This window comes from Flavobacterium sp. 90 (assembly GCF_004339525.1).
Lineage (GTDB): Bacteria > Bacteroidota > Bacteroidia > Flavobacteriales > Flavobacteriaceae > Flavobacterium.
In genome coordinates this window covers 436,301-450,725 of the sequence record NZ_SMGE01000001.1, presented here as the reverse complement: position 1 = coordinate 450,725, position 14,425 = coordinate 436,301, and the positions used below count along the sequence as shown (strand labels likewise).

At 33.6% G+C, this 14,425-nt stretch carries 12 protein-coding genes; 6 read left to right on the top strand and 6 right to left on the bottom strand.

What is annotated here, in order from left to right:
- Nucleotides 1-34: 34 nt before the first annotated feature.
- Nucleotides 35-3,025, bottom strand: coding sequence for an amidohydrolase family protein (locus tag C8C83_RS01935; RefSeq protein ID WP_121326189.1), 2,991 nt, complete (start codon nt 3,023-3,025; stop codon nt 35-37).
- A gap of 129 nt (nt 3,026-3,154) precedes the next feature.
- Between C8C83_RS01935 and C8C83_RS01930 the strand changes: the two genes are divergently transcribed.
- Entirely contained in the window at nt 3,155-4,129 is a 975-nt protein-coding gene (locus C8C83_RS01930; RefSeq protein WP_121329918.1) for a Gfo/Idh/MocA family oxidoreductase, read from the top strand.
- 100 nt (nt 4,130-4,229) lie between these two features.
- Here the strand turns inward: C8C83_RS01930 and C8C83_RS01925 are convergent, their stop codons facing one another.
- Nucleotides 4,230-4,769 carry a hypothetical protein gene (locus C8C83_RS01925; protein WP_132011635.1) on the bottom strand — a complete coding sequence of 180 codons (540 nt, stop codon included), beginning with the start codon at nt 4,767-4,769 and terminating at the stop codon, nt 4,230-4,232.
- A gap of 311 nt (nt 4,770-5,080) precedes the next feature.
- Here C8C83_RS01925 and C8C83_RS01920 point away from each other — a divergent pair, with 311 nt between their 5' ends.
- Nucleotides 5,081-6,616, top strand: coding sequence for a YifB family Mg chelatase-like AAA ATPase (locus tag C8C83_RS01920; protein WP_121326187.1), 1,536 nt, complete (start codon nt 5,081-5,083; stop codon nt 6,614-6,616).
- A 261-nt stretch (nt 6,617-6,877) separates the two neighbouring features.
- Here the strand turns inward: C8C83_RS01920 and C8C83_RS01915 are convergent, their stop codons facing one another.
- Complete coding sequence (locus C8C83_RS01915; protein ID WP_121326186.1) at nt 6,878-7,246, bottom strand: nuclear transport factor 2 family protein; 369 nt, start codon at nt 7,244-7,246, stop codon at nt 6,878-6,880.
- Between the two features lie 51 nt (nt 7,247-7,297).
- Nucleotides 7,298-7,666: a hypothetical protein gene (locus tag C8C83_RS01910; RefSeq protein WP_132011634.1), complete on the bottom strand. Its 369-nt coding sequence runs from the start codon at nt 7,664-7,666 to the stop codon at nt 7,298-7,300.
- A gap of 395 nt (nt 7,667-8,061) precedes the next feature.
- On the opposite strand from C8C83_RS01910, the gene nrfH reads away from it, so the two are divergent.
- The 4 genes from nrfH to ccsA all read left to right on the top strand — a co-directional run bounded on the left by nrfH (nt 8,062) and on the right by ccsA (nt 12,422).
- A complete protein-coding gene (gene nrfH / locus C8C83_RS01905) occupies nt 8,062-8,694 on the top strand; it encodes a cytochrome c nitrite reductase small subunit (protein ID WP_121326184.1) in 633 nt (210 codons plus the stop codon).
- A gap of 45 nt (nt 8,695-8,739) precedes the next feature.
- The gene (gene nrfA / locus C8C83_RS01900) at nt 8,740-10,206 is read left to right on the top strand and encodes an ammonia-forming cytochrome c nitrite reductase (protein WP_199735301.1); all 1,467 of its coding nucleotides are present in this window, start codon (nt 8,740-8,742) and stop codon (nt 10,204-10,206) included.
- 110 nt (nt 10,207-10,316) lie between these two features.
- Nucleotides 10,317-11,564 carry a cytochrome c biogenesis protein ResB gene (locus C8C83_RS01895; RefSeq protein ID WP_121326182.1) on the top strand — a complete coding sequence of 416 codons (1,248 nt, stop codon included), beginning with the start codon at nt 10,317-10,319 and terminating at the stop codon, nt 11,562-11,564.
- A 54-nt stretch (nt 11,565-11,618) separates the two neighbouring features.
- On the top strand, nt 11,619-12,422 hold the full coding sequence (ccsA, locus tag C8C83_RS01890) for a cytochrome c biogenesis protein CcsA (RefSeq protein WP_121326181.1): 804 nt from the start codon (nt 11,619-11,621) through the stop codon (nt 12,420-12,422).
- Between the two features lie 263 nt (nt 12,423-12,685).
- On the opposite strand, the gene C8C83_RS01885 is transcribed toward ccsA, so the two are convergent.
- The gene (locus C8C83_RS01885; RefSeq protein ID WP_121326180.1) at nt 12,686-13,372 is read right to left on the bottom strand and encodes a GNAT family N-acetyltransferase; all 687 of its coding nucleotides are present in this window, start codon (nt 13,370-13,372) and stop codon (nt 12,686-12,688) included.
- Nucleotides 13,373-13,407: 35 nt separating this feature from the next.
- Nucleotides 13,408-14,280 (bottom strand): alpha/beta hydrolase-fold protein, encoded by an 873-nt coding sequence (locus C8C83_RS01880; protein ID WP_121326179.1) that lies wholly within the window; start codon nt 14,278-14,280, stop codon nt 13,408-13,410.
- Nucleotides 14,281-14,425: the final 145 nt, after the last annotated feature.

Here is a 14,425-nt window from a genome sequence, read left to right as displayed (position 1 = left end):
GTTTTTTATCTTTTCTGATTTTTTAACGCTTAAATTATTGCTCTAAAGTATCACAGTGATATTCTACTTTCTCTTTTTTGGTAGGCGCTTGTGTAACCATTCCTTTGTTTTTCTCCAACAGCATTTGTCCAATCAACAAGCTTCTTTCTTTGGTAATTGCCAATTGTTTTTCGGCATCTTTTTGAATATCAAAATAGACAACACCATCAACAATTGTTTTTTCAACTACGGCATAAATAGACAAAGGATTATCGCTCCATAAAACAACATCAGCATCTTTACCCACTTTTAGACTTCCTACTTTATCATCGATATGTAATAATTTAGCAGGATTCAGAGTTACAAATTTCCAGGCATCTTCTTCAGAAATATTTCCGTATTTAACTGCTTTTGCAGCTTCCTGATTTAATCTTCTTGACATTTCGGAATCATCAGAATTATAAGCAACAACAAGACCTGCGTTATGCATAATTGGTCCGTTAAACGGAATTGCATCATTTACTTCAAATTTATAAGCCCACCAATCTGAGAAAGTCGAAGCACCAACTCCGTGTTCTTTCATTTTATCAGCAACTTTATAACCTTCAAGAATATGCGTGAATGTGTTTACTCTAAAATTGAATTTTTCCGCAACATTCATCAACATCAAAATCTCAGATTCTACATAAGAGTGACAAGTAATAAAGCGTTGTTTATTGATAATTTCTGCTAAAGTTTGCATTTCTAAATCTACTCTTGGAGCTTTTCCTTTTTTAGAACCTGCATTGAATTTTTTCCAGCTTTCGTCATATTCTTTAGCACGTTGAAAATAATCGGTGAAAACTTGCTCAACACCCATTCTGGTTTGCGGAAAACGAGTCGGATTATCAATTCCCCAATTGGCTTGTTTTACGTTTTCCCCCAAAGCAAACTTGATAAACTTAGGTTGATTTTTGTATAACATTTCATCAGGTGCAGCACCCCATTTCCATTTTACGATTGCAGAACGACCACCAATTGGGTTTGCAGATCCGTGTAGTAATTGAGAAGTTGTTACACCTCCGGCAAGATCTCTGTATATATCAATGTCTTCTGAGTTTACAACATCTTCAATGGTAACTTCGGCAGTAGAGTTGTGTCCGCTTTCGTTAACACCTCTCGAAATTGCAATATGTGAGTGTTCGTCAATGATTCCGCTTGTGATATGTTTGCCTTTTGCATCAATAACAGTAGCAGATGCGTCTGAAAGATTTTTACCAACAGCGGCGATTTTTCCGTTTTTGATTAAAACATCAGTTTCAGTTAAAATACCGTCTTTTTCGTTTGTCCAAACCGTAGCATTTTTGAATAATAAAGTCTGAGCTGTTAACTTTTTAGAATCACCAAAAGCAATGTTTGGGAAAGTTGTTGGAACAATTGGATTTGGTTTCTCTACTTTAGAAGAATCTTTTACAGCAACAAATGCACTTGTTTTTAAAGCCGTCCAAACCAATTCATCTCCGTTTGGTAATATCGCTTTTCCGGATAATTTTTCCGGTTTTTCGACAAATCCTGTTAAACGTGTAAAATTACCTTTGATAGTATCAGATGGTTTAATCAATAGCGAAACCCAGTTTTTAGAAATAGAAAAAGTACTGTTTACCTTTTTAGCATCAGCTGTAGTAATTTCTGATTTTGCAGCTTCAGCAGTTCCGTCAATTTTCCATTTATAACTATCTTTTCCAACGGTTAAATCATAATTACCGCGAATATCTTTGGCATTAATATCATTAACAACATATTTGGTTCCTTGAACCCAGTTTTCATATAGAATAGTTTTTTCATCGAAAATTTCTCCGGAAGTAATCACAAAATTGGCAAAACTTCCCGTTTTTAAACTTCCAACTTCATTACTTTTCCCAAGAATTGCTGCCGGAATTGTAGTCAAAGCCTCTAAAGCTTTTGTTTTATCAAAACCATATTTAATGGCTTTCAATAAATTAGGCTTAAAATCTTCTGTCTTTTTTAATTTATCAGTTGTTAAAGCAAAAATAACTCCGTTGTCTGAAAGTACTTTTAGATTTGTTGGCGCCTGATTCCAAAAACGCATATCAGCCAATTCGATTTGGTTTGATAAATACGGATTTGAAACATCGTAAGCTTCAGGAAAGCTTATCGGAATAATATATTTAGCGTTAGTGTTTTTGATTTCGTCGATTCTTTCAAATTCATTTCCACTACCTTTTAGAATATAAGTTAAACCAAATTCTTTCGCAATTTTAGCGGCTCTTAAACTGTTCAATTTATCTTCTGCGGTAAAAATTTGAACTAATTTTTCATTGTTTGCCATAGCTTCCAAAGACAAATCTTTAGTTTCAGAATTACCTTTTTTATACCAATCAAGGTCTAAATACATTTGGCGTAGCAAAGCCATCATTCCCATTAAGGAACTTGGATAAGCTTGATTTGTCAATGCACTTCTCGAAAAAGCTAAGTGATTGGTGATTTTATTAGCAATAATTCGTTTATTGTTTTCGGCATTATTCAAGGCGACCAAAATTCCGGTTCCTTGTGCAACTCCGTCAGGAATATGAGTTCCGACAACACCAAAACCGGCTTTTAATAATTCTTCGGCTTTTGGCTGATCGTATTTAAAAGTTTCATAAGTATTTACTTCAGGACGAATACTTTCGTTCCAGTAATAACCAACTCTTTTAGTATCGTACAAAGGATCTTGATCATATCTATTATTGCTTTTTGGTTTTTCGACTCCAAAACTAGTGTAGATATCTATAAACGAAGGGTAAATTGTTTTTCCTGCAAGATCAATCGAAATGCTGTTTTTAGGAATCGCGATATTATTTCCAACGGCAACAACTTTTCCGTCCTGAACTAGTAAAGTTCCTTTTTCGATTTTTTGCGTTGGGGTTACATAAATCGTGGCATTGGTAAAAACAGTGTAGTTTTTGTTTGTATTATGAACAGTCTCATTAACTGGAAAGTAATCCTGCGCGTATGTTTTTGTTAAAAATACACTCAGAAAGAGTAGGAATAGGGCTTTTTTCATAGTTTATTTGCAAATTTGTTGCTAAAAATATGAAATATATGTTATCTAAAATTCATTTTTTTGAATGATTTTTCTTTATTTACATAAAATTTTAATTAAAGCATTGATAAGGAGAACTTAATGAATATTATGAAAAATAATAATACAATTAAATGGGGAATTATTGGCTTGGGAAATATTGCAAATCAATTTGCCAGCGATTTATTACTCTTGGAAGATGCTGAAATATTTGCAGTTGCTTCGAGAAATAAGGATAAAGCGATTGAATTTGCTAATAAATACAATTGTCCAAAAGCATATGATTCTTACGACGAACTTTTTAAAGACGATCAAGTTGATATCATATACATTGCAACTCCGCACGATTCGCACGCCGAATTATCGATAAAAGCATTAGAAAACGGAAAACATGTTTTATGCGAAAAACCAATGTCGCTTTCGTATAATGATGCTATTCGAATGATTGAAGCGTCCAAAAAGTATAATAAGTTTTTTATGGAAGCATTTTGGACACGTTTTATTCCATCGGTTCAGGAGGTTTTAGCAAAAATTAATCAAGGAATAATTGGAGATATAAAGTCTGTAAAAGCTGATTTTTCTTTTTATGCCGATGAAAAGTTGGGAGGAAGGCTTTTTGAAAAAAATAATGGAGGCGGAGCTTTATTTGATATTGGCGTTTATCCATTGTTTCTATCCTATATAATACTCGGTAATCCGAAGGAAATTATAGGGAAATCTATCAACCATAAAAACGGAATTGATCTTCAGACTTCAATGATTTTGCAATATGAAAATGCACAATCGACTTTGCAGGCTTCGATAGTTTCAGAATCTGATATGAAAGCCACAATAAGCGGAACAGAAGGTTATATTCAGCTTAATGCGCCGTGGTTTATTGCTGATGGATATTCGGTTTTTAAAGGAGAAAAGGAATCCAAATATAATTTACCAAATTTTGGAAAAGGATACACTTACGAAGCTATTGAATGTCATAAATGCATCAGAAACAATCAAATTGAAAGTTTGCTTTGGTCACATCAAAATAGTTTAGATTTGAGTAAAATTGTGGAGGAGATAAAGAATCAGATTGGATTAGAGTTTTAAAATATTAATAAATCTTCAAATTTTTCTTTTGGAGTTGTGATGAAATAAGATTGGAAATATAAAATACATTATTAGAAAGGATGAATTTAGTTCATCCTTTTTATTTCGATAGACTTGCTTTTATAAAAAATATAAATACTGCTATTAGAATAATAATTAACCAGATAACAAATTTTATATTATCAATCTCGTTTCTATATTCATCAGTGCCATTCTCATAATTTCTTTGGGCTTGTTCGCGTGCTTTTCTCCTTCCATATTTTGTGTTAGGATTATACGCAATGTGGGTAGGAGTATAGTTGTTTTCATTTGATTTACTCTCTTTAAGCCAAGGATAAGTAGTGTTAATCTCGCTTATTGTAAATTTTGATTTTTCAATTAGTAAATCGGTAGTACTTATATTATCTTCTTTTAATGCATTCATATAACGTCTATAACTATATTGAATTTTATCTGAATCCACAGGAGTTTCACTTTTAAGTGTATTGATTATAGAATGAAAAGTAGCGTTATAAAATTCTAGTTTGGTTTCATTAGACTGTCCATTTTCTTCAATTATTCTTTTGTAGTCATTGTCAAATTCAATAGCATTTGCTTTTAAATCTTGGACAAACATATTTCTATAGTTGTTATGTATCACTTGTATGATTTTAATTTTAAATTTTGTTTGAATATGTTATCGTGATAAAATAAATACTTTTTACCTGACCATTTTCATCACCGCCAAGATTAATTTTTTCTATTAACTAATTTACCAACTAAATTTATGATATTATCAGGTTTTAAAAAACTAATATAGCAATTAAAAACTATAATAAACTTTAGGAGAAAATATATTAAAATTAATTTTAGGTCAAATCATAAAGGTAAAATAAAGAAAGAAAATATTTACAAAAAATAGTATTTTGATTCCTTAATTGGATACATTTACATTCTTGATAAAGATTGATTATGTTAGTAAAAGTTTACGGAAGTGCCGTTTTTGGAGTCGAAGCGACAACAATTACAGTAGAAGTTCATATGGATAAAGGTATTGGCTACCATTTAGTTGGTTTGCCGGATAGTGCTATAAAAGAAAGCAGTTTTAGAATTGCTGCTGCTTTAAAAAACAACGGATTAAGTTTGCCGGGAAAGCGAATTACGATTAATATGGCGCCTGCCGATTTGCGAAAAGAAGGTTCTGCCTATGATTTGCCTCTTGCAATGGGAATTTTAGTTGGTTCAGATCAGATAAAAGCACCTGAAATCGAAAAGTATATTATTATGGGGGAACTTTCTTTAGACGGAAGTTTGCAACCTATTCGCGGCGCTTTGCCAATTGCTATAAAAGCAAAAGAAGAAGGTTATCTTGGGTTTTTTCTTCCAATTCAAAACGTGAAAGAAGCTGCAATTGTAACCGGATTAAATGTTTATGGAGTCGAAAAACTACAAGAAGTAATTGATTTTTTTGCCAGAAAAGGTACTCTTGAGCCAACCGTTATCGATACACGTGCGGAATTTTATAAAACATTGGATTTTCCTGAATTCGATTTTTCAGATGTTCGCGGACAGGAAAGTATAAAACGCTGTATGGAAATTGCCGCCGCCGGAGGACATAATATTATTTTAATTGGTCCGCCCGGAGCAGGAAAAACCATGCTTGCCAAACGAGTACCAAGTATTTTGCCGCCAATGACTTTACGGGAAGCATTAGAAACAACAAAAATTCATAGTGTTGCCGGAAAATTAAAAGAAGTAGGATTAATGAATCAACGACCATTTCGAAGTCCACATCACACAATTTCGAATGTAGCACTTGTTGGCGGAGGCAGTTATCCACAACCGGGCGAGATTTCGATGGCGCATAATGGTGTTTTGTTTTTGGATGAATTACCCGAATTCAAACGCGATGTTCTCGAAGTAATGCGTCAGCCGCTTGAAGATCGTGAAGTAACAATTTCGCGTGCAAAATTCACTGTTACTTATCCCTCTTCGTTTATGTTGGTCGCAAGTATGAATCCAAGTCCAAGTGGTTTTTTCAATGATCCAAGTCAGCCCAATACTTCATCACCACACGAAATGCAGCGTTATTTGAGTAAAATTTCAGGACCATTATTAGATCGAATAGATATTCATATCGGAGTAACTCCGGTTCCTTTTGAAAAACTTGCCGATGATCAAAAAGCAGAAAGCAGTGTCGAAATCCGAAAGCGTGTCACGGCAGCAAGAGAGATTCAAACCAAGCGTTTTGAAGAAATTGAAAATATTCATTATAATGCTCAAATGAGCAGTAAACTGATTCGGGAGTATTGTGCGCTAGATGAGCAATCGAAACAATTATTAAAAACCGCAATGGAACGCCTGAATCTTTCTGCACGAGCTTATGACAGAATCCTGAAAGTTTCCAGAACAATAGCGGATCTGGATGCATCGCCAACAGTAGTTTCACAACATATCGCCGAAGCTATTCAATATAGAAGTTTGGATCGTGATGGCTGGTTGGGGTAATGATTTAAGATTTTAGACTTTAGATTTAAGATTATTTGGATTTTGCCCAATATTGTCATTCCGAGGAACGAGGAATCTTCACGAGAAACTCCGAAAAGTAAAGCACCAATCTTGGTTGCTTTAAAAGATTACTAACCGCAAAGCACGCAAAGTTGTTTTGTTTTGGATTGTGGTTAGTAAACGCAAAGTTCGCAAAGCTTTATCTAGATATAGCTTTGCGAACTTTGCGAAAAACCTTAGCGCTCTTTGCGGTAAAAGACCTCATTCAAACTTCAAACTTGCATTCCTTGACATCAAATACGAAGTCAGTTTTTTTATTTTCCCATTTTCCATCTCAAAAACATCACAAAAAACGGCGTCTAATATATTGCCGTTTTTCATGTTTCCTTGTACAGCGCCTTCTGCGATTACAATATCATTTTCTTCGATAAGTTTTATAATTTGAATTGTGGGACTTCCAACAAAATTATCATTTTCAATTTCTTTGTCAAATGCTTCTTTACCAACATGTTGATAGATTCCAGGCATTTCCCATATAACATCATCAGTAAGACAAGCTAAAACCCGGCCATGATCACTTACTCTAAATGCTGCCATATATTCATTTACGGTTTGTTTATTTGGTGTCATATTTAAATAATAAATTAGTTGTCAATATATTGGTTGTGAGATAGTTATATCTTATTCAGCATAAGGAATCTTCTTATATTCAAATGTTCCGGTTTCTGATGTGATTATACGTTTTTTAGCATCAAAATAATCAATAGAGGATGTAATTGAAACAGAAGGGTCAACAATTACAAGTTGCGAATTGTCTTGCGTTAATTTCCATTTAGAATATTGGCTATCACTACCAATACGACTTTCAAAATCTCCATTTTCTTCGAAAATTTGTAAAACCTGAGTCGTTTTATAATAAGCTTTAATGTCTTGCGTTCGTCCGTTTTTCGTCCATTTTACCAACATCCATTTTCCAACGAGCTCTTTTTCTGTTTGTGCGCTTACTGACAAACCAATTAAACAAATGAAGATTAAAATTACTTTTTTCATTACCATAGTAGATTAGTGGGATTAATAGTAGATTTAGGTTAGGGGTAAAGTTACTGTTTTTTAGAAATATTCCAAAAACTAATTTTTCCTCTCGTAAGAAACCTGGTTTTTGGTATAATTTGATTGCACCAATATTATTTTCGATTATATGTAAATAAGGAATTTTATTCTGGTCAAATATTCTATTCACAACATGAGCGATTAATTGTTTTGCTTAACCTTTTTCGGATGATTAGAATGCGTTATAATAGGGCTGACTTAGACATAAATGTTCGTTTTCATGCATATTCCAGAATCTGAATCTATTTTTAAGAGAAATCTTATTGTCTGATAATTATCATATTCCTGTAGGATTTAACTTTCTATTTTTGATATGAAAATTAAGGGAAATTATCATGAAAAAGATTCTAAATTATTTATTACCTCCTCGTAAATGGGTACCCTTTGTTATAGTAGCAGTTGGAATAGGAACGGGATTGTTTGCTTACTTATTATATGTGTCAAATGCGGTATCTTATCTGTCAGACGATCCTAAAACATGTGTAAACTGTCATGTAATGATGCCATTTTATGCTACATGGCAGCACAGTTCGCATGCGAGAGTTACTACTTGTAATGATTGCCATGTACCTCATAATAATGTCTTTAATAAATATTTTTTTAAAGCAAAAGATGGTATTTATCACGCAACAGTATTTACATGGCGTGCAGAACCTCAGGTAATTCATATCAAAGAAGCGGGAACAGATGTGGTTCAAAAAAACTGTCAGCGTTGTCACGGAGACCTTAATGCAAATGTGAGCACAAATGGTGTTACGCTAGAAAGTAAAAAACATGGAGAAGGAAAGTTATGTTGGGATTGCCACCGCGAAGTTCCGCATGGTAAAGTAAATAGTTTGTCATCTGTTCCCAATGCGAGAGTTCCTTTGTTAGAATCTCCTATTCCGGAATGGTTGCAAAAACAAACTGATAGTACAGCAATTGCAAAACAGAAAAAAACAGATCAAATCAAAGAAAACAAAAACTAAAATTAATTAAATACAGATATAATTATGGCACCTCTAAAAGAAATTATAAAACGCAAACCATGGTTAGGATGGGTAATGTTTGGCATTACGATGTTAGTTGTGTTTATGCTCGGATTATTGGTTAACAGTGTAATGGAGCGACGTACAGAAGCTTTATTTGTAAATAAAGTATTGGCTCCTGTAGGTGAATTTGAATCAAAAAATGAAGTTTGGGGCGCAAATTATCCTCGTGAATTTCAAACTTATTATGAAACTGCTGATACTACTTTTTCAAGTAAATATGGTGGCGGAAAAATGAGAGATATGTTGCACGAAGATCCTCGTATGGTAATTCTTTGGGCAGGTTATGCTTTCGCTAAAGATTATAATCAGGGTAGAGGACACTTTTATGCTTTAGAAGATATCTATAATACTTTAAGAACAGGAGCGCCAAAAGGTCCGCAAGATGGTCCACAGCCGGCGAGTTGTTGGGTATGTAAATCTCCTGATGTGCCACGTATGATGGATAAATTAGGTATAGACGAGTTTTACAAACAAACCTGGGCAGCTTTAGGATCGGAAATTGTAAATCCGATTGGTTGCGCTGATTGTCATGATTCTAAAACTATGAATCTAAAAATTACTCGTCCGGCTTTAATCGAAGCTTTTAAGGAACAAGGAAAAGATATCACCAAAGCAACCCATAATGAAATGCGTTCGCTAGTTTGTGCTCAGTGTCACGTAGAATATTACTTTGATAAAAAATCTGTAGAAGGTGCGGCGAAAGTAAAATTCCCATGGAAAAATGGTATGACAGTAGAAAATATGGAAAAATATTATGACGATATTGAATTTTCAGATTTTACGCATGCCTTGAGTAAAGCGCCAATTTTAAAAGCGCAACACCCGGATTATGAGATTCATCAAATGGGTATTCACGGACAAAGAGGTGTTTCTTGTGCAGATTGCCATATGCCATACAAAAGTGAAGGCGGACAAAAATTTACAGATCATAAAATACAATCGCCTCTTAACAACGTAGCAAATTCTTGTCAGGTTTGTCACCGTGAAGAAGAAAAAACATTGGTTGCGAATGTAAATGAACGTCAGGATAAAATTTATCAGGTGCGTATTGAGCTTGAAGATCAATTGGTAAAAGCACATCTCGAAGCAAAATTGGCTTGGGAAAAAGGAGCAACCGAAGCTCAGATGAAAAATATTCTTCAATTGATTCGTCAGTCGCAATGGCGTTGGGATTTTACAGCAGCATCACACGGAGGATCATTTCACGCTCCATTAGAAACAGCAAGAGTAATTTCAAACGGTTTAAATAAAGCTGCCGAAGCCAGAATTGCTTTGAGTAAAGTATTGGCTTCTTTAGGACAAACAGGTCCTATACAATATCCGGACCTTTCGACTAAAGCAAAAGCACAACAATATATTGGTCTTGATATGAGTAAAGAAAGAGCAAATAAAGCAGAGTTCAAGAAAACAGTATTACCAAAATGGCTCGAAGAAGCAAAGAAAAAATAATTGCTGTAGTCAGTAAAATAATAACAAATAATGTTGGAGAGGGTTCTTACAAGTTTTGATTAACTGTTTGAAACCCTTTTCAAGTTAAATGTTTCAAATTCAAAATAAGAATGAGAGTAGTTAATTTTGAAAATCATAAAGTAACTAAAAAGAAGCTTTGGCAATATCCGTGGGATTATAAAGAATCGTTTATAGTTGCAGCTGGATTATTGCTAACAGGATATTTGTTGCAGATAACCACAAGAACGAGTATAAAAGCGGTAAGTTCTCCCGTTAATTACATCATTGGCGGATTGTTTATTGTCATGTTACTTTTGTTGCATTTTACAAGCAGAACACATCCTTGGGTAAAATGGCTGAGGTCAGTTCCGGCATCTGTTAGCGCAATAGTTTTGGTTTTGATTCAGGCAGTTATTATGGGAACACTTCCTCAGCAGAATTTTGTTGAAGGAGTTGAGCCGGATTTGTTTGGTTTTTCGTTTGTATTAACCAGTTGGCCGTTTATAATTGCACAATTGTATTTTCTTACCACATTAGGACTTGCAACTCTAAACCGAATGACGCCGTGGCAATGGAAGAACTGGGGATTTGTTCTTAATCACTTAGGGCTTTTTATTGCAATGACAGCCGGAATTTTAGGAAGTGGCGATTTACAACGTTATACCATGAAACTTTATGAAAATCAACTGGTTTGGGGAGCCGAAAATGAAGAAGGAGTAATGATCCCAATGCCGATTGCTTTTGAACTTACAAGTTTTGAAATGGAGACTTTTACTCCAAAATTAGCATTAGCAAACATCACCAATAATAGTATTGAAACAAAAGGAGTTAATGCTTTGCGAATGATCAACAAAGGCGAAAGTTATGATTATAAAGGTTATAAAATTAAAATCGTTGATTATATCGAAAACAGCAAATTTACCGGGAACGGTTATTTTCCTGTAAATGAAGAAGGCGCAACACCATCAGCTTTGATCGAAGTAAGGTCGGCAACGATAGATACAACAGCATGGATTAGTTGCGGAAGTTTTGCTACCGAATATTCATATTTGCAATTAAACAATAAAGAAGCAATTGTAATGTTGCAACCTGAGGCAAAAAAATACAGTTCGCACGTAAATGTATTTGTTAAAGACGGCAAGAACGATAAAACAGTTATCGAGGTGAATAAGCCTTACAAAGTTGACGGATGGAAAGTATATCAATTAAGCTACGACGAAAAATTTGGAAAATGGTCTAAACTAAGTGTGATAGAATTAGTTCGTGATCCATGGTTACCTATTGTATATTCTGGAATCTTCATGATGATTATTGGCGCCTTATATTTAATATTTAAAGGTAGAGGAACTGTTATTTAACCTTTTTTAGAAAAAAATAAGGTTTGGAATTATATATAATTAAAGATTTTTTAAATGAATTATTGGATCTATTTTTCGCATTATGCTTTTTTCGCCATTATATGTTGGGCAATTTGCATGCTTTTTCAGATTATAAAAATTAAACGAGATAAAACACTCCCTATTATCCTTTTTGCTGTATTAGGAGGTTTTTCGATGATAGCATTTACTTATAATTTATGGCAAAATTTAGGACGTCCCCCAATGCGTACACTTGGAGAAACCAGACTTTGGTACGCTTTGTTTTTACCCATTATTGGGATTGTAACTTTTATAAGATGGAAATATAAGTGGTTACTAAATTATAGTTTGGTTATGGCAACCGTTTTTTTAGTAATCAATTATCTTAATCCGGATACTTATAATAAAGCGCTAATGCCAGCTTTGCAAAGTGTTTGGTTTGTACCGCACGTTTTGGTTTATATTTTTTCATATGCATTACTTGCGGCATCATCTATTGTAGCTTGTTATGGATTATTCGAATATTATAGAGGCACGTATAAAAACACGATTCTACAATTAGCCAATAATTTGGTTTATGTTGGGTTTGGTTTCCTTTCTTTAGGTTTGTTATTTGGAGCTTTATGGGCAAAAGAAGCCTGGGGACATTATTGGACTTGGGATCCAAAAGAAACCTGGGCGATGCTTACCTGGTTAGGGTATTTAATTTACATACACATTCATTACCGTTATCCGGAAAGTGTAAAACCTGTTTTGATAACCTTAGCATTAGCATTTGTTGTATTATTGCTTTGCTGGTTTGGAGTCAATTATATGCCATCTGCAGCGCAAAGTGTTCACACTTATACAAACGCATAAAACAAAAGAGCAGAAACTAAATATAAGTTTCTGCTCTTTTTTATTTTGAATTATTTATGCAAATAAAGGGTTGTAAATCTGCAATTTGTGCCGATAGGCACTAAATATTGGTAGCCATTAAGTTCGACGTACGTTGGCGTGCCGTAGGTACGCAATATTTATCGTTTTGTGGCGTACCTACGGCACGCTAATTTTATTACTATTTCTGTTTCCTACCAATATTTAGTACCTAAAGGCACATTTCAATTTTTGATTTGCATTATTTATTGATTTTTAGAAATATTCCAAAAGCTCATTTTTCTTCTGGTTACAAAACCTAGTTTTTCGTATAAACCAATTGCTCCGATATTACTTTCGACAACATGTAAATAAGGGGTTTTATTTTTACCAAAAATTCTATTTACAACATGAGCGATTAATTGTTTTGCGTAACCTTTTCCCGTATGATCCGGATGCGTTATGATAGCGCTAACTTCGGTGAAATCATTCATTTTCATTCGTTCGCCCGCAATAGCAACTAATTGATTGTCTTTAAAAATTCCAAAATAATCTCCCAGCAAAGGAGTTTTATTTTTAAAATATCCCGGTTGAACCAAATTGACTAATTGAACTAATTCAGCATTATGTTTTTTATTAAGTTTTACGATTTCTGTTGTTATTGGCAGTTTTATTTTGTTGTAAATAACCATTTGAAGACAAACTAATTCTTTTACAATTTTTAAAGAATCAGCTATTTCAGGTTTTTCTCCCACAATAAAGAAATTTTCTGCTAAAGCTGAATATTGATTTGTAGCTTCTAAGGTACTTTCTGATTCTTCAAAACCACCAAACGGACAATAATCAGGATTATAAAATTTAGTTCCGTTATAATCAATAGCAAATTCCTGATGAGTTTCAGATAATGAATGCCAAACCGGATTGTCTAATTTATTTTCTTCTATGGTTTTCATTATAATGATTTATTATTGAGGCATTTTCAAAATTCTTATTCTTGTTTCGGTAATGGATAAAAGAATTTAAACGAATTTGAAACGGCGGGATGTAAAATCGTACCATGATTTTCCAGAGGGAAATAATCAAAATAGACTTTTAGATTTTTATTTTTTGAGGCTTTAATCTTTTCGGCCAGTAAGTTTGCATCAACTTCCATAACCCTCGGGATTTCGGTTGGAGTTAAACCTTCTTTACCAACTGCGATATAAATATCAGTTTGTTGTGTAAAGTTTTCCTGAAAAATTGGACTGTCCAGATTTAATATAGAACCATTATTCCACCAAATACTTGGGCTCACGATCACATATTTATTAAAAAGAGTTGGTTTCTTTAATAAAATTTCAGTTTCTAAAAGTCCGCCGAGCGATTGACCAATAATCGTTTTAGAATCTGTCGTTTTATATTTTTTATCAATAAAAGGTTGTAATTCTTTTTCAATAAAAGCAATAAATTTATCAGAATGTCCAGTGGTTGGAAACTTTTTTTGATCTTTCTCGATAGTTGTCGGAAACGTAAAATCTCTTCTTCTGTCGACTGTTGCAATTCCTACAACAATAGATTTTGGAACCTGATTGATCCATTCAAAACTATTAAACTGAACTAATCCGGCAATATGAATGAAATCTTCATCAGCCGAACCGTCTAATAAATAAATTACGGGATATTTTGTTGCATCTTCGGCTTTATAACCTTCTGGAAGATAGATATTCAGAATTCTTTTTTCGCCTAATTCTTTCGATTGAATTTCATCAATAAAACCCAAAACAAATGGTTTGTTGGTTTCTGTTGCTTTTGATTTTTTGGCTTGACTAAAAATTAAAGTTGAAGATAGAAGTAAAAAGGCAAGGATAATAGTTTTATTCATTTTGTAATATTTAATAACCGCTCAGGTCATTGTAGCATTGATTTTTGAAATTTTTAGAACGACTTTCTAATGAAGCTAAAATACAACTTTTGTAGATATTATATTTCAAAAAAAATCCCATTTGTCAATAAACAAACGGGATTTA

What these genes read in the sequence shown, in the direction of transcription:
- C8C83_RS01915 (WP_121326186.1), bottom strand. Translation starts at nt 7,246, where the DNA reads ATGACACCAAATAAACAAACCGTAAATGAATATATGGCAGCATTTAGA.
- nrfH (WP_121326184.1), top strand. Translation starts at nt 8,062, where the DNA reads ATGAAAAAGATTCTAAATTATTTATTACCTCCTCGTAAATGGGTACCC.
- C8C83_RS01930 (WP_121329918.1), top strand. Translation starts at nt 3,155, where the DNA reads ATGAAAAATAATAATACAATTAAATGGGGAATTATTGGCTTGGGAAAT.
- C8C83_RS01880 (WP_121326179.1), bottom strand. Translation starts at nt 14,280, where the DNA reads ATGAATAAAACTATTATCCTTGCCTTTTTACTTCTATCTTCAACTTTA.
- C8C83_RS01895 (WP_121326182.1), top strand. Translation starts at nt 10,317, where the DNA reads ATGAGAGTAGTTAATTTTGAAAATCATAAAGTAACTAAAAAGAAGCTT.
- C8C83_RS01910 (WP_132011634.1), bottom strand. Translation starts at nt 7,666, where the DNA reads ATGAAAAAAGTAATTTTAATCTTCATTTGTTTAATTGGTTTGTCAGTA.
- C8C83_RS01920 (WP_121326187.1), top strand. Translation starts at nt 5,081, where the DNA reads ATGTTAGTAAAAGTTTACGGAAGTGCCGTTTTTGGAGTCGAAGCGACA.
- C8C83_RS01885 (WP_121326180.1), bottom strand. Translation starts at nt 13,372, where the DNA reads ATGAAAACCATAGAAGAAAATAAATTAGACAATCCGGTTTGGCATTCA.
- C8C83_RS01935 (WP_121326189.1), bottom strand. Translation starts at nt 3,025, where the DNA reads ATGAAAAAAGCCCTATTCCTACTCTTTCTGAGTGTATTTTTAACAAAA.
- ccsA (WP_121326181.1), top strand. Translation starts at nt 11,619, where the DNA reads ATGAATTATTGGATCTATTTTTCGCATTATGCTTTTTTCGCCATTATA.